Raw genomic sequence first — 25,277 nt, forward strand, 5'->3', positions numbered from 1 at the left:
TGCTTCATTCGTTGCACTTTGTTCTGCAGGTATAAATGCCATACCTTCAGGGGCAAGATCACCCGTAATACCTGCATCAGCTTCAAGACCACGATTAAAAAAGTAATCTTGGAATGTCACATTGTATGGATTAGTAATATCAAACACCATAATGCCACCCATACGCTCTAAACCAATAAATGCGAATGTACGTTCGCCAATCGTACCCAGCGCTAATGCTTCTGGTTCAGCACCTTTGTCATCAGAGCGACTATCACCGTCATTTTCATCTTCGTTATTATTGAATGCTTCCCCATGAACTGATGCAGTAATGCGTGAGATTTGATCGCCAGAGTCAAAAACCACCATGCCGTTACCATCCCAGATGGTAAAAGAGCGGGCACCATATGCATAGAATGATTCGTATTCACCATTATTATCTTCATCACCTTTAACAGTGGTCACTTTTAAACGGCCAATATCACTGTTGTCATTGTTCAGGTAGTCAAAATTGCTTGCCAGTGTTAAGTCTTTAGCTCTGGTTTCATCTATATATGATAAACAACCATCATCTTCATTGTAATCAAGACCACCTTTTGCTAAACAATCAGCTTCGTCGCTTGTATCAAAGAAGTATTCTCGTGCATCACCTTCGTTCGCTGTGACAATAAAGTTAGCACCTTTCCAGGTAAAGCTTGAAATAGTATCTGGTTGATACATGCCATAGAGGCCAGGGTATGATTTAAAGTTAACCCCGCCGTCTTTATCAGATGCATCAAAAAGCAAATTAGACCAATCTTTAAAACCTAAGCCTTTAAGCTCTAGGCTATTATCTTCAAGATTGACGATAGCAAGGGCGTTATTTTCTTGTAGTGACACGTAAGCAAATTTATTATCTTTCGAAACGCTGATGTATTCAGGTTCTAAATCCATAGCCACGGTTGTATTAATCAAATTACCGTTGATTGTTCGACCTGTCGGGTTAGCAAATACAACCCCAAGTTCTTCAAGCTCAGCTTGTTTATCGTTATAAGCAGAAAAAGTAATGCTAATAGCAGTATCTGCAATTACACCATCGTTGATATTAATAATGCTAATTGAGCCTTCAGGGTCAATACTGTAATCACCATTAGGTTCACCTTCATTTGCAACCAATACTTTTTTGCCGTCATGACTAAATGTGACCATGTCGGGCAGGGCGCCTACCGTTACATTCTTAATAAACTGAGGCTCATCGCCACTAATATCATAAAATGCAATTAAGCCAGCATCACCGGTATTACTGGCTGCCATTGCGACGGCTAAAAATTCATTATTAGCATCAATAGCGATACTGTTTGCATCGCCAGCACTGTGCTCATTCAGTGCAAGGGTAATCTCTGAGGTTAAATTAGTGCCGTTTATAACCCCTTCGTTATCTTTTACTAAAGCTGCAGAGTCAAAACTATCAGCTTTTATGATATTCACAACGGCAGAATCACCCGAGCTATTAATAGCAAAAATTCGTTGTTTAGAAGTTTGATAAGCGACAATTTCTGCTGCCCCTTCAGGGCTTTCTGCGTTCAGCACTGCGCGGCCGATAAGATTAATACTTAAAGTAGCGTTTGCATCTTCGCCATTTGCTCCGTCTTGACCTGCTGGACCTTGTTCACCTTGTAGGCCGTCTTTGCCGTCGTCACTGTCTAATGAGCAGCCAGTAAGAATGGTTAAAAGTGATAGCGCAATAATTGATCTTTTTAACATTATTATTTTTCCTTGGTATTGTATTGACCCAATTACAACACGCAGGCATTACAGCTATATGGCACTTTTATGAGAATAAATCAGCCACAAAAAAAGCGAGTACAAACTCGCTTTTCTTTATAAATTAGTAGGGTAGCTCACTACTTTTTGGTTGGACGCTTCCAGCCAGTTAGATTACGTTGTTTGCCACGAGCGACTGCAAGCTGCTCGTCTTCAACAGTATTAGTAATAACAGAACCTGCGCCAACCGTTGCCATTGAGCCAATATTCACCGGTGCTACTAGTGATGAATTAGACCCAATAAAGGCGTTATCACCGATAATAGTTTTTGATTTGTTTACGCCATCATAGTTACAAGTAATAGTACCTGCGCCAATATTCACTTTTTCACCAACTTCAGTGTCACCTAAGTAGGTAAGGTGATTTGCCTTTGAGCCTTTGCCTAAGCGAGTCTTTTTCATCTCAACAAAGTTACCGATATGCGAGTCTTCTTCCATAATCGCACCAGGGCGAAGGCGAGCATAAGGGCCAAGAGTACATTTAGCTGCAACCGTGGCTTCTTCAACAATTGAATTAGCTTTAATAATGACGTTATCACCAATAGTGCAATCTTTAAGTACGCAGTTAGGGCCAATTTGCACGTTATTGCCTAGTGTTACTTTGCCTTCGAAAATAACATTAACGTCGATGAGTACATCTTCGCCTGTTGTTACTTCACCACGCACATCAATACGAGCAGGATCAGCAAGTGTTGCGCCGTTCAGCATTAGTTCTTCTGCTTGCCATGCTTGATAAGCACGCTCAAGTGCCGCTAATTGCACTCGATTGTTAGCGCCTTCAACTTCCATCGGGTGCTCAGGCTGTGCAGAAGTAATTTCAACCCCTTCGCTGTGTGCCATCGCAACGATATCTGTAAGGTAGTACTCACTTTGGGCATTATTGTTAGATAGATTACCTAACCAACGTTTAAGTAACTCACCATTGGCAGCCATAATACCGGTATTGATTTCTTTAATTGCGAGTTGCTCAGGCGAAGCATCTTTTTGTTCAATAATGCCGACTAGCTTGCCATTTTCGCGAAGCATACGGCCATACCCAGAAGGGTCGTCTAAAGTGACCGTTAATACTGCAAGACCATTTTTAGGGGTCGCAGCAAGTAGCTTTTCTAATGTGGCACGTTTGGTCAATGGCACATCACCATAGAGAATCAACACAGTGTCGTCATCAGCAATGTGCTGCTTAGCAACAGCCACCGCATGGCCAGTACCAAGTTGCTCTTCTTGTAATACCCAGTTTACTTGATTGTGTGATAGGGCAGCTTGTAGCTGATCACGACCATGACCGTAGACAAGGTTTGTTTCACGAGCACCAAGGGCAGTGGCATTATCAATCACGTGTTGCACCATAGGTTTACCAGCAACTTTGTGTAATACCTTTGGTAGTGCTGAGCGCATACGAGTGCCTTTACCCGCAGCAAGAATAACGGTTGTCAGAGACATTAAAACAATATCCTTCTTTCTTTGTTTTATTTACTGATTGGAGTAAGTAATTAATTACCCAAGGTTACGTAAGTCACCTCATGTGCAAATACTCAATCCTAATGCTCAGGACTGAACCTTAAATGAAAAACCCACTTACTTTTGATACAAGACATTCTATCGGGGTTTGATGAAGGATATAAGTGTGATAACAGCATCTTTACGAAAAATTTATGCTTAGACACAAAAAAGCCCACACGAAGTGGGCTTTTTTAAAACCGAGTAGGCTTACTTTTTACGTAATTGTTGAATTACGCGAAGTTGAGCGATTGCTTCAGCAAGTTGCACTGCAGCTTGTTGATAATCTAACTCAGCAGTTGACGTATTCGCCATTTGCTCTTCAGCATCACGTTTCGCTTTTTCAGCCGCTTGCTCGTCTAGGTCTTCACCACGTACTGCAGTATCTGCAAGAATCGTGATGCGATCCGGTTGAACTTCTAGCGTACCGCCAGCAATATACATCACGTCTTCGTGACCAAATTGCTTAACTAAACGTACCATACCAGGTTTTAGGGCAGTTAATAATGGAGCGTGACCATAGTTAACACCAAGGTCACCTTCACTACCACTCACTTGAATCGATTCAACCAGACCAGAGAACAAGCTCTCTTCTGCGCTTACTACGTCAAGATGTACAGTCATAGCCGCCATACTACCCTCCTAATTACATGCTTTTGGCTTTTTCTTGAGCTTCTTCAATAGAGCCAACCATGTAGAACGCTTGCTCTGGCATATCATCAAACTCACCGTTTAAGATACCTTTGAAGCCAGCAATTGTGTCTTTAAGTGACACGTATTTACCAGGCGCGCCTGTGAATACCTCAGCAACGAAGAACGGCTGAGATAGGAAACGCTGGATTTTACGTGCACGAGATACAACTTGCTTATCTTCGTCAGAAAGCTCGTCCATACCTAGGATTGCGATGATGTCTTTAAGTTCTTTATAACGTTGAAGAACTGTTTGAACGCCACGCGCAGTATCGTAGTGCTCTTGACCGATTACTAGTGGGTCAAGTTGACGTGAAGATGAATCAAGTGGGTCTACCGCTGGGTAGATACCAAGTGAAGCGATATCACGAGAAAGTACTACTGTTGCATCTAAGTGAGCAAACGTTGTTGCTGGAGATGGGTCAGTTAAGTCATCCGCAGGTACGTATACCGCTTGGATTGAAGTGATTGAACCCGTCTTAGTCGATGCGATACGCTCTTGAAGTACACCCATTTCTTCAGCAAGAGTTGGTTGGTAACCTACTGCTGAAGGCATACGACCTAGAAGTGCTGATACCTCTGTACCCGCTAGAGTATAACGGTAGATGTTATCAACGAAGAAAAGTACGTCACGACCTTCGTCACGGAACTTCTCAGCCATAGTAAGACCCGTTAATGCTACGCGTAAACGGTTACCCGGTGGCTCATTCATTTGACCGTATACTAGCGATACTTTATCTAGTACGTTTGAGTCGTTCATCTCATGGTAGAAGTCATTACCCTCACGAGTACGCTCACCAACACCTGCGAATACTGAGTAACCGCTGTGCTCGATTGCGATGTTACGGATAAGTTCCATCATGTTTACGGTTTTACCAACACCGGCACCACCGAATAGACCAACTTTACCACCTTTAGCGAATGGACATACAAGGTCGATTACCTTGATACCCGTCTCTAAAAGTTCTACTGAACTTGATTGTTCTTCATAAGAAGGTGCTGCACGGTGAATAGACATACGCTCTTCTTCACCAATTGGACCAGCTTCATCAATAGGGTTACCTAATACGTCCATGATACGACCTAGTGTCTTCGTACCTACAGGAACGTGGATTGGCTGACCTGTACCTTCTACTGCAGTACCACGACGTAAACCGTCAGTAGTACCAAGTGCGATACCACGTACCACACCGCCACCTAGCTGTTGTTGAACTTCTAAAGTTAAACCCGCTAAGTCGCCATCTGTTACTTTTAGTGCGTCATATACGGCTGGCACGTTGTCTTGTGGAAATTCGATATCCACAACGGCGCCGATAATTTGGACGACCTTACCTAAACTCATGTCTATTCCTCTCATTAAACTTTGCCGAAGCGTTAAACTGCTGCCGAACCGCCAACAATCTCACTGATTTCTTGTGTGATTGCAGCTTGACGAGCCTTGTTATAAACAAGCTGTAACTCATCCATAAGGTCGCCTGCGTTATCAGTTGCAGCTTTCATTGCAACCATACGGGCAGCCTGTTCAGAGGCAGCGTTCTCAACTACACCTTGGTATACTTGAGACTCAATAAAGCGTACTAACAGAGCTTCTAAAATCGCATCTGGGTTTGGCTCATATAAGTAATCCCAAGAATGTTGAGATACTTCTTCTTCAGCTTTTGGCAAAGGGAGTAACTGATCGATTGTTGGCTCTTGCTTCATCGTATTAACGAACTTGTTAAATACGACGTATAAGCGGTCAATTTTACCTTCAGAGTATGCATCTAGCATTGTCTTTACAGGACCAATCACGTCTTGTAGTGAAGGTGTATCTCCTAAGTTCGCTTTTTTAGCGACTAACTTACCGCCAAAACGTTGGAAAAAGCCAGCTGCTTTGCTACCTAAAGTAGTAAATTCAGCTTCAACGCCTTTTTCTTTCCACGCTTTCACGTCTAGGGCAACTTTTTTGAACTCATTTGAGTTCAAGCCACCACATAGACCACGGTCAGTAGAGATAACAATATAACCAACTCGTTTTACTTCACGCTCTTCTAAGAAAGGGTGAGTAAAATCAAGATTTGCTTGAGCAACACGACCAATCACTTGGCGTAAGTTTTCAGCGTATGGACGGCTTGACGCCACACGTTCCTGCGCTTTTTTCATTTTAGACGCAGCAACCATTTCCATTGCGCTGGTGATCTTCTGAGTATTCTTGATACTCCCGATCTTGCTTTTAATCTCTTTTCCGCTGGCCATGACTCTCTCTCCGAATCAGGTGGGCTTTAGTTGCCTAAAGCTCACCATTCATAACTAAATTACCAAGTTTGCGTCGACTTGAACTTCTCTAGAAGTTCTTTAAGTTGCGCTTCAATCTCAGCGTTGTAGTTACCAGTTTCATTGATTTGAGCCATTAGCTCTGCGTATGTGCTGTTTGCGTAAGAAATTAGGCCAGCTTCGAAATCCATGATTTTCGCGATTTCGATATCTTTTAGGTAGCCTTTTTCAGCAGCAAATAGCGACAGAGACATTTCAGCAACAGACATTGGTGCGTACTGTTTCTGCTTCATTAGCTCTGTTACGCGCTCACCATGCTCTAATTGAGCACGTGTTGCATCGTCAAGGTCAGACGCGAACTGCGAGAACGCAGCTAATTCACGGTACTGAGCTAACGCTAGACGGATACCACCACCTAGTTTCTTAACGATTTTAGTTTGCGCTGCACCACCAACACGCGATACCGAGATACCAGCATTAACAGCTGGACGGATACCTGAGTTGAATAAGTCAGTTTCTAAGAAGATCTGACCATCGGTGATAGAGATAACGTTTGTCGGTACGAACGCAGAAACGTCGCCGCCTTGAGTTTCAATGATTGGCAATGCCGTCAATGAACCTGTTTTACCTTTCACTTCACCATTAGTGAACTTCTCAACGTAATCAGCGTTTACACGTGATGCACGCTCTAGAAGACGTGAGTGAAGGTAGAATACGTCACCTGGGTATGCTTCACGGCCTGGTGGACGCTTAAGTAGTAATGAGATTTGACGGTAAGCAACAGCTTGCTTAGATAAATCATCATATACAATTAGCGCGTCTTCACCACGGTCACGGAAGTATTCACCCATAGTACAACCAGAGAATGGTGCTAGGTACTGAAGTGCCGCAGATTCAGAAGCAGATGCAACAACAACAATCGTGTTTTCAAGTGCACCGTGTTCTTCTAATTTACGTACTACGTTAGCGATAGTAGATGCTTTTTGACCAACTGCAACGTACACACACTTAACGCCTGTACCTTTTTGGTTGATGATAGCATCGATTGCTAATGCAGTTTTACCCGTTTGGCGGTCACCGATCACAAGCTCACGTTGACCACGACCTACTGGGATCATCGCATCGATAGATTTATAACCAGTTTGTACTGGCTCATCTACTGATTGACGTTCGATAACGCCTGGTGCGATTTTCTCAACAGGTTCAAAACCGTCGTTATCTAAAGCGCCTTTACCATCGATAGGTGCACCTAGTGTGTTAACAACACGACCAAGTAGACCACGACCAACAGGAACCTCTAGGATACGACCAGTTGATTTAACTTTTACGCCTTCTTTAAGGTCAGCGTAAGGACCCATTACTACTGCACCTACTGAGTCACGCTCAAGGTTTAGTGCGATAGCATAACGGTTGCCAGGAAGCTCAATCATCTCACCTTGCATACAGTCAGCTAGACCGTGGATGCGGATGATACCGTCAGTAACAGATACGATAGTACCTTCGTTACGAGCTTCACTTACAACTTCGAACTGCTCAATACGTTGTTTGATCAGATCTGAAATTTCAGTGGAATTAAGTTGCATGCTCTTTTTCCCAATTACGATTGTAGTGATGTAGCTAAGCGGGCTAATTTGCCACGTACAGAGCCGTCAATTACAGTGTCACCCGCCTTAATGATAAGACCGCCAACAACTGTAGTATCTTCACTACAATTCAGCTTAACTTTGCGTGCGAAACGTTTTTCAAGTGCCGCTACCAATGATGCTTGCTGCTCAGCAGCAAGCGGTGTTGCAGAAACCACATCTACGTCGATTTCTTTGTCGTAGTCCGCTTTAAATTCAGCGAATAACTCAGCAACAGCAGGCAGTGCAACTAAACGTCCATTTTCAGCCATCACCTTGATTAGGTTCTGACCTTGTTCGTTGAGCTGCTCTGCACAGATCTTGATAAACAGATCGGCTTGTTCAGTAGCAGTAGGCAATCCAGCTAACGCGGCAGCGGCTTGCTCGTTGCTGGCAACATGGCCAGCAAAGAACAGCATGTCGTTCCAACTTTCAACAGTGCCTTTTTCAACGGCAAGTTCAAAAGCCGCTTTAGCGTATGGGCGAGCGATAGTAGCCAATTCAGACATGCTCATACCCTCCTAATTACAGCTCAGCGACAAGTTTTTCAACGATGTCACTGTGTGCGGCTTGATTGATTTCGCGCTCTAAAATCTTCTCAGCACCAACCACTGCCAGCGTCGCTACTTGTTTACGTAGTTCTTCTGTTACACGGTTACGCTCTGCTTCGATTTCAGAGTGCCCTTGAGCAATAATTTTTTCACGCTCTTGTTGACCACGAACAGTTTCTTCGTCAACGATTAGCGTGGCACGCTTTTTAGCTTGTTCAATGATATCAGCCGCTTGAGCTTTTGCCTCTTTAAGCTGCTCAGCAGCTTTCTTTTGCGCAAGTTCTAAGTCTTTTTCGGCTCTATCAGAGGCAGCTAAACCATCTTCGATTTTCTTCTGGCGAGCTTCAATTGCACCATTTAGTGGTGGCCATACGTATTTCATACAGAAAAGTACGAAAACCGTAAATGCAATTAATTCACCGATAAGAGTGGCTGTTAAGTTCACGACCGCTCCTCCTTAAAATAGTAAGCTGTTCAAAAAATAATATTAAAGTACGAACAACAATACCATTGCGATACCAACACCAATCATAGCTACAGCATCGATTAGACCAGCAAGGATGAACATCTTAACTTGTAATGAAGGTGCAAGCTCAGGTTGACGAGCACACGCTTCTAGGAATTTACCACCCATGTTACCGAAGCCGATAGCAGTACCGATTGCACCGAAGCCGATAAGTAGAGCAACAGCGATATACTTAAGACCTAATACTAGTTCCATTTTTTTCTCCAAAGTTTCAATTGTAAATTAAAGTTAAAATTTAAAAGTGTAAAAAATTAGTGATTATCTGAGCTTGCCATGCTTAGGTAAACGATAGTCAGCATCATAAATACGAATGCTTGTAATACGATTACTAAGATGTGGAATGCAGCCCAAATAAAGTGCAACGGTAGTTGCATTAAACCAACTGCGCCGATCAAGATGAAAATCAACTCACCAGCATATAAGTTACCGAATAAACGCAGTGCTAACGAGAATGGCTTAGCAACTAAAGCGATTGTTTCTAGTAATAAGTTACATGGGATTAAGAACACCATCGCTAGCTTGTTATTAGAGCTAAATGGGTGAAGCGTTAATTCAGCTATGAATCCGCCAATCCCTTTGATTTTGATTGCGTAACCGATCATCAGAATGAATACACCAATAGCTAGTGCAGCAGTCATATTGATGTCTGTTGTCGGTACAATCTTCATGTAAACATCGTGAGGGTCCATACCAAATGCTTGCTCGCCAACGAAGCCAGCGAATGCAGGTAGGAAATCAACCGGAATCAAGTCCATTAAGTTCATTAAGAACACCCAAACGAAAATCGTCAGAGCTAATGGAGCGATTAATGCGCTTTTACCGTGGTATGTGTCACGTACGTTGTCACCAACGAACTCAACAATCATTTCAATGAAGCACTGAAATTTACCAGGTACACCGGTATTTGCTTTTTTAGCGGCACTACGGAAGATCCATAAAAAGACAAGACCTAAACCGATTGACCATGCGAGGGTATCTATATTCCATGTCCAGAAACCACTGTCTGCACACGCTTTGTTGAAGGCAAGACCAGCGTCGGTCGAGCACATCTTAGCGTTCGTTAAGTGGTGCTGAATATGGCTTGATAGAGTTACTTCTTCTGCAGCCATGTTATATCCCAAAAGTTAATGATTAAAAAAAACGGGCGCAAACAATCCACTGAACAACACCAATACATACACACAAAAAAACGGCAATAAAATGACCGTATAAGACTTCAGTATTAGTGCGAACAATACGATTGTTAGCATAAATTTTAATCCGTTGCCGCGCTTGAGCGAGGCATACACTTGATTTATCCGACTAGCACCCATATATCTAAATGCATAGACGACAAATACAAAATTAGGGAGTAGTGCAACAGCTCCGCCAGCAAGCGCTGACTGGCCGGCATTGACTCCCCAACCTACAAAAACAATTACTGCAGCGATAAGCGCTACGATACCCTGAAGACAAATTAATTTAAATGCGGCAAGCCGATATGGCTTTGCTAACTTATTAGTCACGTTTTATTAACCTTGTAAACGTTCAAATTGTCAGGGTATGAAAACTGGCGAAATTATACTGATTCCTACCAGTTTTGCAACTTGAGTCGACCCTTTGTAGTGCAAAAACACCACAAATGTCTCTTTTTGGACATGTTATTAATTAATGACGGGAATAGTCTTAATTTATACGGCTTAAAATGCTATCTAACTCATCAAGATTTGTATATGAAATAACCAGTTTGCCTTTGCCCTTTTTGTTGTAGTTTATTTCAACTTTAGCGCCTAAATTTTCAGCGAGCTTTTGCTCTAACTGTTTGACATCTGGATCTTTTTCTTGCACTTCTTTTTCAGGTGCTGGTTCTAAAATAGCGCGTACTAATTTTTCTGTTTCACGTACTGTTAATGCTTTAGCGACGGCCGATCTTGCGGCATCAGACTGCGCTTCACCGTCAAGTGCTAATAAACAGCGCGCATGACCCATTTCAATGTCGCCATGCTCTAACAATATTTTAACATCGTCGTTAAGGTTATTCAGACGCAGTAAGTTAGTTACTGTAGTACGCGATTTACCAACGGCTTCTGCGACTTGTTGGTGAGTCAGTTCAAATTCATTCAACAAACGATTAAGAGCAATCGCTTCTTCCATTGCATTGAGATCTTCACGTTGAATGTTTTCAATAAGGGCAATAGCAACAGCAGCTTCGTCTGGCACGTCCTTGATGATACACGGCACGGTATCTAACTTTGCCAATTGGGCTGCACGCCAACGACGCTCACCAGCGATAATTTCGTATTTATTTGCACCAATAGGGCGCACAACAATCGGCTGAATAATACCTTGTGCTCGTATTGAGCTTGCTAATTCTTCTAGCGCTTCTTCAGACATGTCTTTACGAGGTTGATATTTACCCGACTGTAAAAACTCAATCGCTAACTTTTGCAGTTCACCTTTACTTTGCTCTGCAACAACCTCAGAGACTTGTTCTGGCTTTGCTGTAGCTTGTTGCTGATTATCTGCACTAGGGGCAGGTTTTGATGAACTTAATAAAGCATCGAGTCCTCGGCCTAAACCGCGTTTTTTAGCAGACATGTTATTTTTTTACCTCAAAGTTAGGCTACTGCTGAAGAAGTTTTCTCTTTTCTACGTAACATTTCACCGGCAAGGGCTAAGTATGCTTTAGCGCCACTTGATGCACGGTCATAATACATGGCAGGGGCACCAAAACTTGGCGCTTCTGCTAAACGGACATTACGTGGGATAACGGTACGATAAACTTTATCGCCAAAATGTTGTTTTAGTTGTTCAGATACATCATTTGCAAGGCGATTACGCGGATCATACATGGTGCGTAAAATACCTTCAATTGTTAACGCTGGATTTACTAACTTAGATAGTTGCGTGATGGTATCCATCAATGCGGTTAAACCTTCAAGGGCATAATACTCACATTGCATCGGAACTAAAATCGAATCTGCGGCAGCCATAGCATTAACCGTTAGCATATTAAGTGAAGGTGGGCAGTCGATAAAAATGAAATCGTATTGGTCTTGAATTTGTTCAAGTGCATTGCGTAAGCGCACTTCACGTGCAAACAATTCCATTAATTTAACTTCTGCGGCTGTCACATCCCCATTTGCTGCAATTAAATGATATTCACCTGACGTTTCTTTATTAATAACTTCATTAATCGGGGTTTCTTCAATTAATAAATCGTAAATCGTTGCTACATCGCCGTATTTATCGACACCGCTACCCATAGTAGCGTTTCCTTGCGGATCAAGATCGATTAATAACACTTTACGCTTCGTCGCAGCCATAGATGCCGCAAGATTCACAGCGGTGGTTGTTTTACCAACTCCCCCTTTTTGGTTTGCTAATGCGATGACTTTTGCCACAGTGTCTGATCCCTAGTCTTTAGATAGAATGATTAGATGTCTTTGTGCATCTAACTCAGGTACTTCCAAGCTGATTTTTTCATCAAACTTAATACCTTTAGGTAATGAGTCTAGTTCTTCGCTCGGAAACACGCCTTTTAAGGCGATAAATTTACCTGAATGATCAATCAAGTGCGCACACCAGTCAACCATATCTTGCAATGAAGCGAATGCACGACTTAAAACACCATCTAATTTAACACTTGGTTGATATTCTTCAACTCTAGACTGCACTGGGGTTACATTTTCAAGGCCTAGTGCATGTTTTACCTGCATCAAAAAGCGCACCCGTTTACCTAAACTATCTAACAATACAAATTGTGTATCAGGTAAAGCGATAGCTAATACGATACCCGGTAAACCAGGGCCTGTACCTACATCAATGTAATGTTTGCCTTCAAGGTGTGGTGCAACAACTAAGCTATCCATAATATGCTTAACCATCATTTCTTCAGGTAAACGAACAGAGGTTAAGTTATAAGCTTTGTTCCACTTGTCGAGTAATTCAACATATTGCACAAGTTGTTGTTGCTGTTTTTCTGTTAGCGCAATGTCAGTTTGCGCTAACAGTGAAGTTAATTGTTGTTGTAACACTGTATTCCTCACCAACTACGCAGTCTTGCGCAGTAAGCCTTGCTTTTTCAGATAAACTAATAATAGCGAAATAGCAGCAGGGGTGATACCTGAAATACGTGACGCTTGGCCAATTGTATCAGGACGACTATCAGTAAGCTTTGCAATAACCTCATTTGATAAACCAGAAACAGTTGAATAATCAAAGTCTTTTGGTAATACAGTTTGTTCATGACGTAGTTGCTTGTTGATCTCATCTTGTTGACGAGCAATATAGCCTGCATACTTAGTATGAATTTCAACTTGCTCAAGTGCAGCTTGGTTATCAAACTCAGAACCTAAACCATCGATCGCCATTAGGTCATTATAACGAATTTCAGGACGACGGATCAGATCCTCTAAACTCGCTTCACGCGTAAGTGGTGTTTTTAATAGCGCGTTTACTTGATCAACAGCAACGTGATCTTTGTGGATCCATGTTTCTTTTAAACGTTGCGTTTCTTTTTCGATGATTTCCATTTTTTCGTTAAAGGCAGCCCAACGAGCATCATCAACTAAGCCAAGTTCACGGCCTTTAGCAGTTAAACGAATGTCAGCATTGTCTTCACGAAGTAATAAACGGTATTCAGCACGGCTGGTAAACATACGGTACGGTTCTTTAGTACCTAATGTTGCTAAATCGTCAATTAGTACACCTGTGTATGCTTCATCACGGCGAGGTGTCCAAGACTCTTTGCCCTGTACTTGTAATGCCGCGTTCATACCCGCGATTAAACCTTGTGCGCCGGCTTCTTCGTAACCGGTTGTTCCATTGATTTGACCTGCGAAGAATAAACCATTAATAAATTTCGTTTCTAATGATTGCTTTAAGTCGCGCGGATCAAAGAAGTCATACTCAATAGCATAACCAGGACGACAAATATGTGCATTTTCAAAACCAGTGATTGATTGCACAATTTCAAGTTGCACATCAAACGGTAAACTTGTCGAGATACCATTTGGATATAATTCGTATGATGTTAGACCTTCAGGTTCAACAAAGATTTGATGTTTATCTTTATCAGCAAAACGTACGATCTTATCTTCGATTGAAGGGCAGTAACGTGGACCAATACCTTCAATAACGCCTGAATACATAGGTGAGCGATGTAAGTTATTGCGGATCACATCATGTGTTTTTTCATTTGTATAAGTGATGTAACACGGGATCTGCTGTGGATGATCTGCTTGTTTACCCATAAATGAGAATACAGGCGTTGGGGTATCACCAGGTTGTTCTTGCATTTTGCTAAAATCAACAGTACGCGCATCAATACGAGGAGGCGTGCCTGTTTTTAAGCGATCAACACGAAACGGTAATTCACGTAAACGCTCTGCAAGTGCAATTGAAGGTGGATCACCGGCACGACCGCCTTTGAAGTTCTCTAAACCAATATGGATCTGACCACCTAAGAAAGTACCCACGGTAAGAACCACAGAAGGCGCGCTAAAACGAAGACCCATTTGAGTTACAACACCGATTACTCGATCACCTTCAACGATTAGATCGTCACATGATTGTTGGAAGATCTTTAAATTTTCTTGATGTTGTAAAGTGTGTTGAATAGCTGCTTTATACAAAGCACGGTCAGCTTGCGCACGTGTAGCACGTACAGCAGGGCCTTTAGATGAGTTTAAAGTACGAAATTGAATACCGCCTTTATCAATAGCCTGAGCCATTGCACCACCAAGTGCATCGATCTCTTTAACTAAATGGCCTTTACCAATACCGCCAATTGCCGGATTACAAGACATTTGACCAAGGGTATCCATATTATGAGTTAGCAATAGGGTATTCATGCCCATGCGAGCAGATGCTAATGCAGCTTCAGTACCTGCATGTCCACCACCTACAACAATAACATCAAAACGTTCGTGAAAAATCATTTATGGGATCCTACTAATCAACCAGCAAAACTTTGTAAAGGGAGCGTATTCTACCTAGAAATTTAGAGAAGATAAATGATTAAACAGTGCTCAAGATCTAAGTGGGTGATCTCTAATAATATAAAGGATCTTTTAAAGAGATCTTTTATTACTCTTACTATTAGTAACGGCTAGATCTGTTGATAATGTTCGCTTTACTATTTAAAACATGATCTTAACGCAGATCTAAAGGTGTTAGTATGATCGGATCTTCCCGAGTACAAGCTTTGATCAAAAGGGCTATTTATACACAGGGGAATATCAGTTGGATCTTATCCAAGGGATAAACTAGGTTAAAATCGCAGTTAGATCAGTGTTTATCCACAATCCGATCTAAATTATCAGTAAATTGTGGGTAACTTTTATTACAACGATCAACACCGATCGGCTTAATTGAGTCCTACTGACTCGATCCAGCTTGGTAACCAGGCTAATGCTGTGTCTTCTGGTAATGCTTCATCAATAATATTGAGCTCTAAGCGTTCTGCCACGCGGTTTGCACCTTTATTTGCTAATAATTCATCGAGATTACGGCCTGCATAATTATAGGTGTCGTAACTAGTGTCACCTAATCCGATCACACTGTAGTTTAATCCTTTAAGATCAGCCTGTTGGTTAATTGATTCAACAAATGGCAGTAGGTTCTCTGGGTAGTCTCCCGCACCATATGTCGAAGTACATAACAACCAAATAGTATCTTGCTGAGCAATATCATCAAATTCAGGCTGTTCGTGAAGCTGCACTAGAACTCCTTGTTGTTCAAGGGCTTCTGCCAGTTGCTCTGCCACGTATTCAGCAGATCCCATTTGGCTGCCAACGATGATATTTACTGATTGCATGTGATTGATCATGTATAGAAATAAGTGGCCACATGATAACTAAGTTAGGGTGTGAGTAAAGCGTTGAATTACGATCTGAATAAGTTTTTCTGCTTAAAATAACAGCTTAAATTTAATGTTTTTTATAATTAACTGTTTTTAATGGTTTTTTATATTGGTTCATAAATTAAACCCTTTGATCAAGCTGTTAATAAATTTGGGGAAAGTTCTGATCAAGCTAGAATTTAGACACTGTATAACTTTGCTAAGTTGTTGATCTTTAATTGTGCGTAAGTGCTTTGTTTTTTAGATCTGATTTAAATAGTGAGTATGATCGTTTTGTGGATAGATCGCTTGTTGATAACGATCGGTTTGCAATTTGCGATCAATAAAATAGATCGAAAAAAACTAAAATAAGCGCCAATTTAGGGTGTTTTTAAGAAAATTAGTTATTAAAAAAGGCCGTTGTATGAAAATAGATTCAAATTACAGCGTTTTTTTATGATCAAATCAGCCTTTAGATCTAAAAAAGCCCCAAATGTGGATAACATTTTTAGCTAAATTCGATCTTAAAAGCTGTTTTGATCTGATTTTTTAGCTCGCAATATTAATTTTCGATCTGAGTTAAACTGGTTTTTATCGTATTACCGACTAGATCATAGAGCGAATTACCCAATGAAAACCGTTTTGCGCCACCAGCGAAAGCCGCTTTTGCTGAGTTAAAATTGTTTATCGCCATCACATTTAGTGGCATATCTATCGTGTTAGCTAAGCTGGTTATGTGCTCAATGTTAGTTATGCCGGGCACAAACAGACCGTCTGCACCTGCATCTTGATATGCTTTTGCACGCTTCAATGTTGCTTGAAAAGGGCTGTCACTAACAAAGTAGGTATCGGTTCTGGCGTTAATAAATAAACTACCGAAGCCATTTTCGTTAAGTACTTTCTTTATCTCACTAATAATAGTGCATTGCTGCTCAATGGATCTCAGTGTGTCAGTGTCTTTGTCTGAATCTTCTATATTGATGCCTACAACCCCTAATCTTGCTAATACTAAAACGTTTTGGCTGATTTGCTGCGGATCGTTACTGTAACCTGACTCTATATCGACAGAAAGTGGAATATGAAGGTGTTTGGTTAAGCTTTTAACCAGCGTTATCTGAGTTTGAAAAGAAATGTTTTCACCATCAGCTAGACCTAAACTGGCAGCAATACCCCAGCTGGTTGTTGCTACAGCCTTAGCTCCCGCAGCTTGGATGAATTGTGCAGAACTTAGATCCCACGCATTAGCGAGTACAAAGCCCTTTTGCTGGTGGTGTAATTGGTGAAAGAGTTGATATTTGTCCATGATGTCCTCCGTTTAATGACATCGCTAGACTAATTGATATGAAATTAATTACTGGCTGGTTTCGGCCCTGAACCGATAATTGATTGCTGGATTAAAAGCAAAAAAAGAGTCTAAAGACTCTTTTTATAAATATTGATGACCGGAATTTATTTACCGATACAGAACGAACTAAAGATTTTCCCTAGTAGGTCATCAGAAGTAAATTCACCCGTTATCTCATTTAAGAACTGTTGAGTTAGACGTAACTCTTCAGCCAGGATCTCACCAGCAATATGCATCTCTAATTGCTCTTTGCCCGTGTTTAAATGATAGGCTGCGTGATCAAGTGCATCTAGGTGACGACGGCGCGCCATGAATCCACCTTCTGTGGCACCTTGGAAACCAATACATGCCTTTAAGTGAGTACGAACTAACTCTATACCTTCTGCATTTTTAGCGCTTAAGCGGATCACTGGATATTGATCATGTTCATCCATACCGACATTTTCACCAGAAATATCGGCTTTATTTCGGATCACAGTAACGCCCATACCTTCTGGTAACTTGGCCATAAACTCCGGCCAGATATCATGAGGGTCAGTGGCTGATGTATCTGTGCCATCTAACATAAATAGTACGCGATCGGCTTGGTTAATTTCATCCCATGCGCGCTCAATACCAATTTGCTCAACTTTATCTGGGCTTTCACGCAGACCTGCGGTATCAATAATATGCAGTGGCATACCGTCAATGTGAATATGCTCACGTAATACATCACGTGTTGTGCCAGCTATTTCGGTAACGATGGCTGCATCTCGGCCAGCTAACGCATTTAATAAGCTTGATTTACCAGCATTAGGGCGACCGGCAATAACAACACGCATACCTTCACGCATGATGCTACCTTGTTTAGCTTGCTGAGTTACATTCTCTAATTGATCAATAATAGCATTGAGATCTGCGGATACTTTACCGTCTGATAGGAAGTCGATTTCTTCATCTGGAAAATCAATCGCGGCCTCAACATACATACGTAGGTGAATGACTTTCTCCACCAGCGTTTCGATGTGCTTAGAAAATTCACCTTGTAGAGATTGGAGTGCACTTTTTGCAGCTTGTTCACTGGTTGCATTGATGAGGTCGGCAATTGCCTCAGCTTGAGTTAAATCAAGCTTGTCATTCATAAATGCGCGCTCAGAGAACTCTCCTGGCTTTGCTAAACGAACACCGTCAATTTGGCTAATCTCTTTTAATAGCATATCTAATACAACAGGACCGCCGTGACCTTGTAGTTCAAGTACGTCTTCGCCGGTAAATGAGTTTGGCCCTTGGAAGTAAATAGCAATACCTTGGTCAAGCTGTTCACCGCTCAAGCTTTTAAAGGGCACATAGTCTGCGTAACGTGTTTTAGGGCAACGGCCAATAATGTGCTCTGCCACTGTTTTAGCTAAGCTGCCAGAGACGCGAATAATACCAACCCCACCACGTCCAGGTGCGGTCGCTTGTGCTGCAATTGTGTCTTGATTAATCATGCGATGAAATAATGCCAATAAAAGAATGAATGCTGGCTCTATTGTAACCTATGGCTTAATTTCATGCGAATAGCTGTTTGAGTAATGAAGTAGCAAAAGCCTGATGTAAGTAATACTTTATTTAGCTTTAATTAATAATAAACACATATTGCAAATGATAATTATATTCATTAACATGTTGCACATTATTAATCTTGTCCCTTTTTATTATGCGTTTTTCTGCTGTTTTTATTGCTCTTGCTGCGGGTTTTTCAGGTATTGCTCATTCGCAAACTGAAGTTGCTACTTCTGATCAAAATGATTTAAAAGAACTCGAAAAAATAGAAGTTGTTGGTCGTGCGTTTTCTTTATATCGGCCAACCGAGTCTAGCTTTGCTACTCGTACCAATACACCTTTAGAGAAAATTCCTCAGTCAATTCAAATTTTGCCGCAGGAGCTGATTAGCGATCAGGCTGCTCGGCAAATTACCGACCTTTATAGCAATATTGCTGGTGTTAATGCTTTTAGTTATTCGGGCGTGACATTCCGTGGCTTTCGCCAAGATGAGATTTTATACGATGGTGTGAAGGGCGATCCTTTCAATGGCTTTGCTGTACCGCAATTATTTAATATTGAACAAGTTGCGGTTTTAAAAGGGCCTGCTGGTGCTATATACGGCAGTGGTAATCCAGGCGGTATTATTAACTATGTAACTAAGAAGCCTAAATTCACCAGTGAGCACAGTATTGAAGTGGAAGTGGGGAATGATGACTTCTTCAGTGGCGCATTAGAAAGCACGGGGACTTTAAGTGAGTCACTTGATAACCATGCTTATCGTATTGGTCTTTACCGTGATACTGAAAAACCATTCCGCGCTAATACTAGCAGCGATAATACCATTGTTGATCTTGGTTATACGTGGTTTATAAATAGTGCAACCGAATTGACCACTCAGTATACCTATATAGAGCAAGAGTTGGGTGGAGCACGTTTACGTGGTGTGCCTGCCGATGATAATGGCAATTTTCTAACTGATATTAGCTGGAATCATAACGAGGCGACAGACTTTCAAAATGTTGAAGCCCATGTTTATCAGGCTACTTTAAAACATGAGTTTAATGATGTTTGGCGCACAGATGTTACAGCACGTTATTTTGATAACAAAGAAGTGCAAAACTACCATGAACCAAGAGGCCTCGTTGATACAGATGACGACGGTATTGTTGATTGGAGCCACCGTGAGTTTCGTGATCAAGTACGTGAGAACAAAGGCTTTAGCTTAACAGCTAATGCGATTGCAGAATTTGTAGTGGCAGACATGCAGCATCAAGTGCTGTTTGGTAGTGATTGGTATGAACATGATTTTGAAAGCGTTTACCGTACAGCTACACAACAAAGTAAAGGTGGCCCTGTACCTGGTCTTGCTCTTAACAACCCTGAATATGGTTTAACCTCTGCTGATGATTATGACCTTGATAGTATTACACCAAGGCTTGGCAAAACGAATAGCACCCGTTTTGGTGCGTACTTGCAAGACCAGCTAGATATCACCGCAAATTGGAGTGTGACTGCTGGCTTAAGGTATGATCGTTTTGAAGATAAAGATTTGTTAAATCAAACAGAGTTTTCTGATAGCGACTTAACCTACCGAATTGGTACCAGCTATAACATTAACAATATGTTCTTCCCTTATGCGTTACATGGTACTGGCTTTGTACCGCAAAGTGCCAGTAATCAAGAAACAGCTAAAGGCGGCCCATTCTCGCCAGAGACTAGCCGTATTAATGAGTTGGGTTTAAGAACTAAATTATTAGAAGACACACTTGCTGTTAATATGGCTGTGTACGATATTGTCCGCAAAAATATCCTGCAGCCTAGCTTATTAGGTGATGTTGCAGGTGACGGCGTTGATGATTTAGTTGCCGTTGGTGAAGTACAAAGTAAAGGTTTTGAACTCGAAGTGGTTGGTGACATCACTGAGCGCTGGGTAGTTACTGCAAGCTATGCTTATAATGATACCCGTATCACTGAAGCAAATGATAGTATTACTAACCAAATTCCTGATAGCGATAAATTTGCTAACGCGCCGCAAAATACTCTAGGTATATGGACACGCTATGAGCTACCTAGCTTATCGTCATCCATTTCTGCTGGCTTAGATTATGTTGATGAACAGCTTAGTTTAGGTGGCCAACACGTTAAACCTTACACTGTTTACAACATGGCGTGGCAAACAAGGGTCGATAACTGGCAATGGCAGCTATCAGTTAAGAACGTGTTTGATAAAGAATACGCAAGCAGCGGCTTTATCGAGCGAACAGGGCACTTTCCTGGTGAACCACGCCGTGTCTATTTAAGTGCTAAATATAGCTTTTAATGGTGGCGTGTGAACGCTAAAAGTTGGTTTAACTTACACTCTTGGGCAGGACTCTTTGTTGGAGTCCTGCTTTTTGTTACTTGCGTATCGGGCACACTCGCTACGTTAAGCCATGAACTCGAGTACTTAACAGGCGCTAAGTACCGTGCTTTAAGTTCTTCTTCCTCTACTAACTACCTTGCTCTCGAAAACACCCTTAATAAGCATTATCCGCAAGCTCAGATACTCTATATACAACGTCATAAGCAAGATTACCTTGCCACTGAAGCGGCCCTTAAAGTTGGTGACTCATTTCGTTTTGTTTATTTAGATGCAGCAACCGGCACCTTACTCGGTGGAGGAGAGTGGGCGCGGATATCGCGGTTTTTACGTAACTGGCATATGAACTTGTCGATGGGCTGGACAGGTAAATTAATCGTCACCAGTTTGAGTATGTTACTCGTTATTTTATTGGTTTCGAGTTTTTATGTGTATCGGCGCTGGTGGCAAGGCTTTATAAAAAAGCCTGCTGCGCTTAGCCTTGATAAGCGCAGTAGTTGGTCTGATTGGCATAAGCTGTTAGGGCTTTGGAGTTTATGGTTTATTGCTGTGATGGCAATTACAGGGATTTGGTATTTAGTCGAACATGGGCTGCAAACCGCAAAAGTGCCACACACTGTTTCTGCTCCACCAGCTGTGAGTGAGTTTAAAAAACAAAGTCCTCGTAAAGATGTATCGCCAATTAGTTTAGCTGCTGCTTATGAGGCCGCTCAACAGGCATTTCCCAGCCTTGATATTCGCTATATTCGTTATCCTAATAAAGCGGATCAACCTATTGAAGTGCGTGGTTATAACAATGATATTTTACTTCGTCTACGTGCTAATCGTGTGTATTTGGAGCCAAGCTCCGGTGAAGTTCTTGGCATACAAAAAGGGGAACAATTACCTATTGTCGCAAGAATCACCGATACCGCTGATCCTTTGCATTTTGGTAACTTTGCAGGAATTGGTACCAAGCTTATTTGGGGGTTATTTGGTGCATTGATGAGCTTTGTAAGCGCTGCTGGCATCTATATGAGTTGGCTTAGGGTTAAGCGTAAAACAACGGCTGTAAAGTGGCTTGGATTATCAGGGATGATTGCAATCGGTTTGGTGGTTGCTTCGCTACTAACAACAAGTTTGAGCTTTACTGAGCGCAGTGTACCCAATCAGGTTTATTCTCCGATTCTGGGTTAGCTATTTTCAGGTATGAAAAAAGGCGCAGTTAGCGCCTTTTTTGTTGGGTTAAGAGTTTAGCCTCTTACCTTAATACCTTTTTTCTCCATACCGCGGTAGATGATTAGCATCTGTGCGATTGAGATAAGGTTCGATACTAACCAGTAAAGTACTAGACCAGATGGGAACCATAAGAAGAAAATTGAGAAGATTACAGGCATAAAGGTCATCATTTTTTGCTGCATAGGATCTTGAACTGTCATAGGTTGCAGCTTCTGAGTAACGAACATACTTAAACCAAATAGAACTGGTAATACATAGTATGGGTCCATTGCTGATAAGTCATTTAACCATAAAACGAATTCAGCATGGCGTAGCTCAGTTGATTCTAGGAATACGTAGAATAAGGCTAAGAAAATAGGCATTTGTAGTAAAAGAGGGAAACAGCCACCCATAGGGTTCACTTTTTCTTTCTTATACATTTCCATCATAGCTTGACCGAATTTTTGACGATCATCGCCATACTTCTCTTTTAGAGCAGCCATTTTAGGTTGTAATGCGCGCATCTTCGCCATCGACGTATATTGCGCTTTTGTAAGTGGGTACATTGCAGTTTTAACGATAACCGTAATTGCAATGATTGCCAGACCCCAGTTACCTAGGATGCTGTGTAACCACTTCAGTAATACAAATAATGGTTGAGAGATAAACCATAACCAACCATAGTCTACTGTGAGGTCTAAGTCTGGGTGAATTGCTTCTAGTACATCAGACTCTTTTGGGCCCATGTAGTACGTAGAAGAAAGAGTCGTTTGTGAGCCTGCCTGAACATTTACCGCTTCACCTTTAGTACCAATAATGGCTGCATTACCAGCAACTAGTTTGCTGTAAAGGGTATTTTGTTGATCTTGCTTTGGCACCCATGCACTTACGAAGTAATGTTGGATAAATGCGATATAACCGCCAGATGTAGTGATGTTGAGGTTTTTATCAGCCATGTCTGAGAAGCTGTACTTTTCGTATGGCTCTTCTTCAGTACCGTAAGCTGCACCTAGGTAGTTTTGATCAACTAAGCTACCTTTTTCTTGTACAGTACGCTTAACTTGCGTGTATAGCTGAACTTGAATAGGCTCTGCTGTTACGTTGTTTACTGTGTACTCTAAATCAACGGCGTAATTACCTTTTTTGAAAATATAAGTCTTAGTAAACGTAATACCTTTACTGTCAGTGAATTCAAGTGGAACACGCAGCTCATCACCATTTAATGTAAATGCTTTTTGTGTGGTTTTGTAAACAGGGCGGCCTTTGACTGTTGCGTCGGGGCCATTTAAGCCTATCAAGCCACTTTGTGAGAAGTATTGTTTACCGTCAAACACACCTAGGAGCATGTAAGGAGTATCACTTCCTTTTGTCTCTTCATATTGAAGTAGGTCTGCTTCAATAATGTCACCACCGCGGGTGTCAATTTTTACAGTAAACACATCAGTTGTTACATCAATAACTGAGCGCTTTGCAGTTGTAACTGCAGGTACATCACCGTCAGATGATGCCGGAATAAACTCATCTGATTCTGGTGTTGTTGCGCCTTGTGTTTGTGTTGTGGCACTTGGATCAGCTTTTGGTGCATTGTAGTCGTTATTCCATTCTTGGAATAATAAAAACGACACAAGCATCAAGCCGATTAATAAAAACGTGCGTTGCGATTCCATAACAGCTCTTATTTCTCGTGTTGGTGGTTAATATGATTTTTTGCCGGTACGGGATCATCCCCACCAGCATGTAAAGGGTGGCATTTTAATATGCGTTTAACAGCTAACCAACTGCCTTTTACACTTCCATGCAAATTAATTGCTTGAATAGCATAACTTGAGCAGGTTGGATTAAAACGACAATGCGGGCCTAATAACGGGCTTACCCATTTTTGATAGCCGCGTATAAGCATGACTAAACAGCGCTTTGGAATAGCAACAAGTGGCTTAAGTAACCTCATGATGTGTCTGCCCCTGCGTTAATTTAGTCAATGGATACCATGAATTTAAATTCCCAATATAGAATTTTAAATGCATGATTAAAAGGTGAGCTAAAGATACCCTAATTAAGCCTGTAATTCTATTGCTATCAGGCTTGTTTATTAGATTTAGCCAATTTATTGGGGCGTTTTTTAAAAGGAGGTGGCTTTGGTGCACCTGGCTTGCAGCGTTCATTAATTTTTCGCCACAATTTATCCAATTGTTTGGTTAGCTCTGCGTTTGACTGCTCATCAATACCACTTTTAACCATAAGCACTATATCAATGTTATCGAGTTTATGTTGATTTAAACGGAAACTTTCGCGAGCAAGGCGTTTAATTCGATTTCGTTGACAGGCTTTTTTAACGCGTTTTTTTGCAACCGTAAGACCTAACCGAGGATTAGCTTGGTCATTGCGTTTGGCTAATAAAGTAAAGAAAGGAGTCGCAGCGCGTGCTGGTTCATTAAAAATGCGGGAGTAATGCGAGGGAGTTAACAAACGTAACTCCCTGCTGAAGCTAAAGTCTTCCACTTATATATTAAGCAGAAAGTACTTTACGGCCTTTAGCACGACGACGAGCTAATACTTTACGGCCATTTGCTGATGCCATACGAGCACGGAAACCGTGTGTACGTTTGCGTTTTAAAACGCTAGGTTGAAAAGTTCTTTTCATAACAATTCCATCCGATCGGTTAAGGTTAAAACATCCTATGCAGGTCGCGATCCTGGCACAGGTGCCATTGCGAGCGCGAGATATTATAGATGAAGACCACAAAAGTCAATCATTAAAACGCTGCAGAGGTAGTAATTATAAAGGATCCTTTATCCTGATCATATAGGATCATCATAAATAAGAAGTTTTCCACAGCCTCTGTATAAAAAGTGAATAAAAGCTTGGGAAAAGTAAATTAGATCGTAGATTTCGATCGCGATCTGCCTGCAAATTTGCTATGATCAGTGTTCAGGTTGAAAAAATAAACACACTATAAATCATGGTGTTACTTGTTTTTTTGCGTGAGATCATCTTTTTCAGAAAAATCAATCTTGTACTTGTGGATAAAGTGCCTTCATAATAGTCGGTCTGGGTCGATAAAATCGGTCAAAGATTAGCAATAAATGTTTGATTTTCCATCATTTAAGATGAACGGGAATAAAATTA

At 41.5% G+C, this 25,277-nt stretch carries 24 protein-coding genes (1 of these 24 only partly in view); 2 read left to right on the top strand and 22 right to left on the bottom strand.

All coding sequences use genetic code 11. The annotated features are described in order from the left end of the window. From L3Q70_RS16635 to mnmE, 18 genes are all read right to left on the bottom strand, one after another. Positions 1-1,722: the 5' portion of a choice-of-anchor I family protein gene (locus tag L3Q70_RS16635; RefSeq protein ID WP_237114642.1), read on the bottom strand. The gene continues 63 nt to the left of window position 1, outside the view; the window shows 1,722 of its 1,785 coding nt (coding positions 1-1,722); the start codon lies at positions 1,720-1,722; its stop codon lies off the left edge, out of view. A 140-nt stretch (positions 1,723-1,862) separates the two neighbouring features. Beyond that, a complete protein-coding gene (gene glmU, locus L3Q70_RS16640) occupies positions 1,863-3,221 on the bottom strand; it encodes a bifunctional UDP-N-acetylglucosamine diphosphorylase/glucosamine-1-phosphate N-acetyltransferase GlmU (protein WP_193988061.1) in 1,359 nt (452 codons plus the stop codon). Between the two features lie 267 nt (positions 3,222-3,488). Continuing rightward, positions 3,489-3,911, bottom strand: a complete 423-nt coding sequence (locus tag L3Q70_RS16645; RefSeq protein ID WP_054554812.1) for a F0F1 ATP synthase subunit epsilon — start codon at positions 3,909-3,911, stop codon at positions 3,489-3,491. A gap of 13 nt (positions 3,912-3,924) precedes the next feature. After that, positions 3,925-5,310 carry a F0F1 ATP synthase subunit beta gene (atpD, locus tag L3Q70_RS16650; protein ID WP_054554811.1) on the bottom strand — a complete coding sequence of 462 codons (1,386 nt, stop codon included), beginning with the start codon at positions 5,308-5,310 and terminating at the stop codon, positions 3,925-3,927. 32 nt (positions 5,311-5,342) lie between these two features. Beyond that, a complete protein-coding gene (gene atpG / locus L3Q70_RS16655; protein ID WP_062568484.1) occupies positions 5,343-6,203 on the bottom strand; it encodes a F0F1 ATP synthase subunit gamma in 861 nt (286 codons plus the stop codon). Positions 6,204-6,262: 59 nt separating this feature from the next. After that, entirely contained in the window at positions 6,263-7,804 is a 1,542-nt protein-coding gene (atpA, locus tag L3Q70_RS16660) for a F0F1 ATP synthase subunit alpha (protein WP_054554809.1), read from the bottom strand. Positions 7,805-7,818: 14 nt separating this feature from the next. Further along, on the bottom strand, positions 7,819-8,352 hold the full coding sequence (gene atpH, locus L3Q70_RS16665; protein ID WP_062568483.1) for a F0F1 ATP synthase subunit delta: 534 nt from the start codon (positions 8,350-8,352) through the stop codon (positions 7,819-7,821). A gap of 16 nt (positions 8,353-8,368) precedes the next feature. Beyond that, entirely contained in the window at positions 8,369-8,839 is a 471-nt protein-coding gene (gene atpF, locus L3Q70_RS16670) for a F0F1 ATP synthase subunit B (protein ID WP_054554807.1), read from the bottom strand. Positions 8,840-8,881: 42 nt separating this feature from the next. Continuing rightward, positions 8,882-9,115, bottom strand: a complete 234-nt coding sequence (gene atpE, locus L3Q70_RS16675) for a F0F1 ATP synthase subunit C (protein ID WP_004335261.1) — start codon at positions 9,113-9,115, stop codon at positions 8,882-8,884. A gap of 56 nt (positions 9,116-9,171) precedes the next feature. Further along, positions 9,172-10,029 (bottom strand): F0F1 ATP synthase subunit A, encoded by an 858-nt coding sequence (atpB, locus tag L3Q70_RS16680; RefSeq protein WP_062568482.1) that lies wholly within the window; start codon positions 10,027-10,029, stop codon positions 9,172-9,174. A gap of 15 nt (positions 10,030-10,044) precedes the next feature. Then, positions 10,045-10,425, bottom strand: a complete 381-nt coding sequence (locus L3Q70_RS16685; protein ID WP_237114643.1) for an ATP synthase subunit I — start codon at positions 10,423-10,425, stop codon at positions 10,045-10,047. Positions 10,426-10,585: 160 nt separating this feature from the next. Then, a complete protein-coding gene (locus L3Q70_RS16690; protein WP_237114644.1) occupies positions 10,586-11,497 on the bottom strand; it encodes a ParB/RepB/Spo0J family partition protein in 912 nt (303 codons plus the stop codon). Between the two features lie 20 nt (positions 11,498-11,517). Further along, the gene (locus L3Q70_RS16695) at positions 11,518-12,303 is read right to left on the bottom strand and encodes a ParA family protein (protein ID WP_062568479.1); all 786 of its coding nucleotides are present in this window, start codon (positions 12,301-12,303) and stop codon (positions 11,518-11,520) included. Positions 12,304-12,315: 12 nt separating this feature from the next. Continuing rightward, entirely contained in the window at positions 12,316-12,936 is a 621-nt protein-coding gene (rsmG, locus tag L3Q70_RS16700; protein ID WP_062568478.1) for a 16S rRNA (guanine(527)-N(7))-methyltransferase RsmG, read from the bottom strand. 15 nt (positions 12,937-12,951) lie between these two features. Further along, positions 12,952-14,841: a tRNA uridine-5-carboxymethylaminomethyl(34) synthesis enzyme MnmG gene (gene mnmG / locus L3Q70_RS16705; RefSeq protein ID WP_193988063.1), complete on the bottom strand. Its 1,890-nt coding sequence runs from the start codon at positions 14,839-14,841 to the stop codon at positions 12,952-12,954. A 428-nt stretch (positions 14,842-15,269) separates the two neighbouring features. Next, positions 15,270-15,719, bottom strand: coding sequence for an FMN-binding protein MioC (gene mioC / locus L3Q70_RS16710; RefSeq protein ID WP_237114645.1), 450 nt, complete (start codon positions 15,717-15,719; stop codon positions 15,270-15,272). 586 nt (positions 15,720-16,305) lie between these two features. Beyond that, a complete protein-coding gene (locus tag L3Q70_RS16715; protein WP_237114646.1) occupies positions 16,306-17,046 on the bottom strand; it encodes an isocitrate lyase/phosphoenolpyruvate mutase family protein in 741 nt (246 codons plus the stop codon). Between the two features lie 146 nt (positions 17,047-17,192). Next, a complete protein-coding gene (gene mnmE / locus L3Q70_RS16720) occupies positions 17,193-18,557 on the bottom strand; it encodes a tRNA uridine-5-carboxymethylaminomethyl(34) synthesis GTPase MnmE (protein WP_062568466.1) in 1,365 nt (454 codons plus the stop codon). Positions 18,558-18,766: 209 nt separating this feature from the next. Between mnmE and L3Q70_RS16725 the strand changes: the two genes are divergently transcribed. Together L3Q70_RS16725 and L3Q70_RS16730 are read left to right on the top strand one after the other, a co-directional pair. Continuing rightward, a complete protein-coding gene (locus L3Q70_RS16725) occupies positions 18,767-20,914 on the top strand; it encodes a TonB-dependent siderophore receptor (RefSeq protein ID WP_062568465.1) in 2,148 nt (715 codons plus the stop codon). A 9-nt stretch (positions 20,915-20,923) separates the two neighbouring features. Continuing rightward, positions 20,924-22,129, top strand: a complete 1,206-nt coding sequence (locus tag L3Q70_RS16730; RefSeq protein WP_062568464.1) for a PepSY-associated TM helix domain-containing protein — start codon at positions 20,924-20,926, stop codon at positions 22,127-22,129. A 56-nt stretch (positions 22,130-22,185) separates the two neighbouring features. Here the strand turns inward: L3Q70_RS16730 and yidC are convergent, their stop codons facing one another. The 4 genes from yidC to rpmH all read right to left on the bottom strand — a co-directional run bounded on the left by yidC (position 22,186) and on the right by rpmH (position 24,791). Next, complete coding sequence (yidC, locus tag L3Q70_RS16735; protein ID WP_062568463.1) at positions 22,186-23,817, bottom strand: membrane protein insertase YidC; 1,632 nt, start codon at positions 23,815-23,817, stop codon at positions 22,186-22,188. An 8-nt stretch (positions 23,818-23,825) separates the two neighbouring features. After that, entirely contained in the window at positions 23,826-24,098 is a 273-nt protein-coding gene (yidD, locus tag L3Q70_RS16740) for a membrane protein insertion efficiency factor YidD (protein ID WP_054554794.1), read from the bottom strand. 128 nt (positions 24,099-24,226) lie between these two features. Beyond that, positions 24,227-24,649: a ribonuclease P protein component gene (gene rnpA / locus L3Q70_RS16745; RefSeq protein ID WP_062568462.1), complete on the bottom strand. Its 423-nt coding sequence runs from the start codon at positions 24,647-24,649 to the stop codon at positions 24,227-24,229. A gap of 7 nt (positions 24,650-24,656) precedes the next feature. Further along, entirely contained in the window at positions 24,657-24,791 is a 135-nt protein-coding gene (gene rpmH, locus L3Q70_RS16750) for a 50S ribosomal protein L34 (protein WP_045980711.1), read from the bottom strand. Between the last annotated feature and the right edge of the window lie 486 nt (positions 24,792-25,277).

The sequence above is a fragment of the Pseudoalteromonas sp. CF6-2 genome (genome assembly GCF_021729425.1).
Classification (GTDB): Bacteria; Pseudomonadota; Gammaproteobacteria; order Enterobacterales; family Alteromonadaceae; genus Pseudoalteromonas; species Pseudoalteromonas arabiensis.

What these genes read in the sequence shown, in the direction of transcription:
- mnmG (WP_193988063.1), bottom strand. Translation starts at nt 14,841, where the DNA reads ATGATTTTTCACGAACGTTTTGATGTTATTGTTGTAGGTGGTGGACAT.
- atpD (WP_054554811.1), bottom strand. Translation starts at nt 5,310, where the DNA reads ATGAGTTTAGGTAAGGTCGTCCAAATTATCGGCGCCGTTGTGGATATC.
- atpH (WP_062568483.1), bottom strand. Translation starts at nt 8,352, where the DNA reads ATGTCTGAATTGGCTACTATCGCTCGCCCATACGCTAAAGCGGCTTTT.
- mnmE (WP_062568466.1), bottom strand. Translation starts at nt 18,557, where the DNA reads ATGATTAATCAAGACACAATTGCAGCACAAGCGACCGCACCTGGACGT.
- atpG (WP_062568484.1), bottom strand. Translation starts at nt 6,203, where the DNA reads ATGGCCAGCGGAAAAGAGATTAAAAGCAAGATCGGGAGTATCAAGAAT.
- yidC (WP_062568463.1), bottom strand. Translation starts at nt 23,817, where the DNA reads ATGGAATCGCAACGCACGTTTTTATTAATCGGCTTGATGCTTGTGTCG.
- rpmH (WP_045980711.1), bottom strand. Translation starts at nt 24,791, where the DNA reads ATGAAAAGAACTTTTCAACCTAGCGTTTTAAAACGCAAACGTACACAC.
- glmU (WP_193988061.1), bottom strand. Translation starts at nt 3,221, where the DNA reads ATGTCTCTGACAACCGTTATTCTTGCTGCGGGTAAAGGCACTCGTATG.
- atpA (WP_054554809.1), bottom strand. Translation starts at nt 7,804, where the DNA reads ATGCAACTTAATTCCACTGAAATTTCAGATCTGATCAAACAACGTATT.
- L3Q70_RS16690 (WP_237114644.1), bottom strand. Translation starts at nt 11,497, where the DNA reads ATGTCTGCTAAAAAACGCGGTTTAGGCCGAGGACTCGATGCTTTATTA.
- L3Q70_RS16725 (WP_062568465.1), top strand. Translation starts at nt 18,767, where the DNA reads ATGCGTTTTTCTGCTGTTTTTATTGCTCTTGCTGCGGGTTTTTCAGGT.
- mioC (WP_237114645.1), bottom strand. Translation starts at nt 15,719, where the DNA reads ATGCAATCAGTAAATATCATCGTTGGCAGCCAAATGGGATCTGCTGAA.
- atpB (WP_062568482.1), bottom strand. Translation starts at nt 10,029, where the DNA reads ATGGCTGCAGAAGAAGTAACTCTATCAAGCCATATTCAGCACCACTTA.
- atpE (WP_004335261.1), bottom strand. Translation starts at nt 9,115, where the DNA reads ATGGAACTAGTATTAGGTCTTAAGTATATCGCTGTTGCTCTACTTATC.
- L3Q70_RS16645 (WP_054554812.1), bottom strand. Translation starts at nt 3,911, where the DNA reads ATGGCGGCTATGACTGTACATCTTGACGTAGTAAGCGCAGAAGAGAGC.
- L3Q70_RS16715 (WP_237114646.1), bottom strand. Translation starts at nt 17,046, where the DNA reads ATGGACAAATATCAACTCTTTCACCAATTACACCACCAGCAAAAGGGC.
- yidD (WP_054554794.1), bottom strand. Translation starts at nt 24,098, where the DNA reads ATGAGGTTACTTAAGCCACTTGTTGCTATTCCAAAGCGCTGTTTAGTC.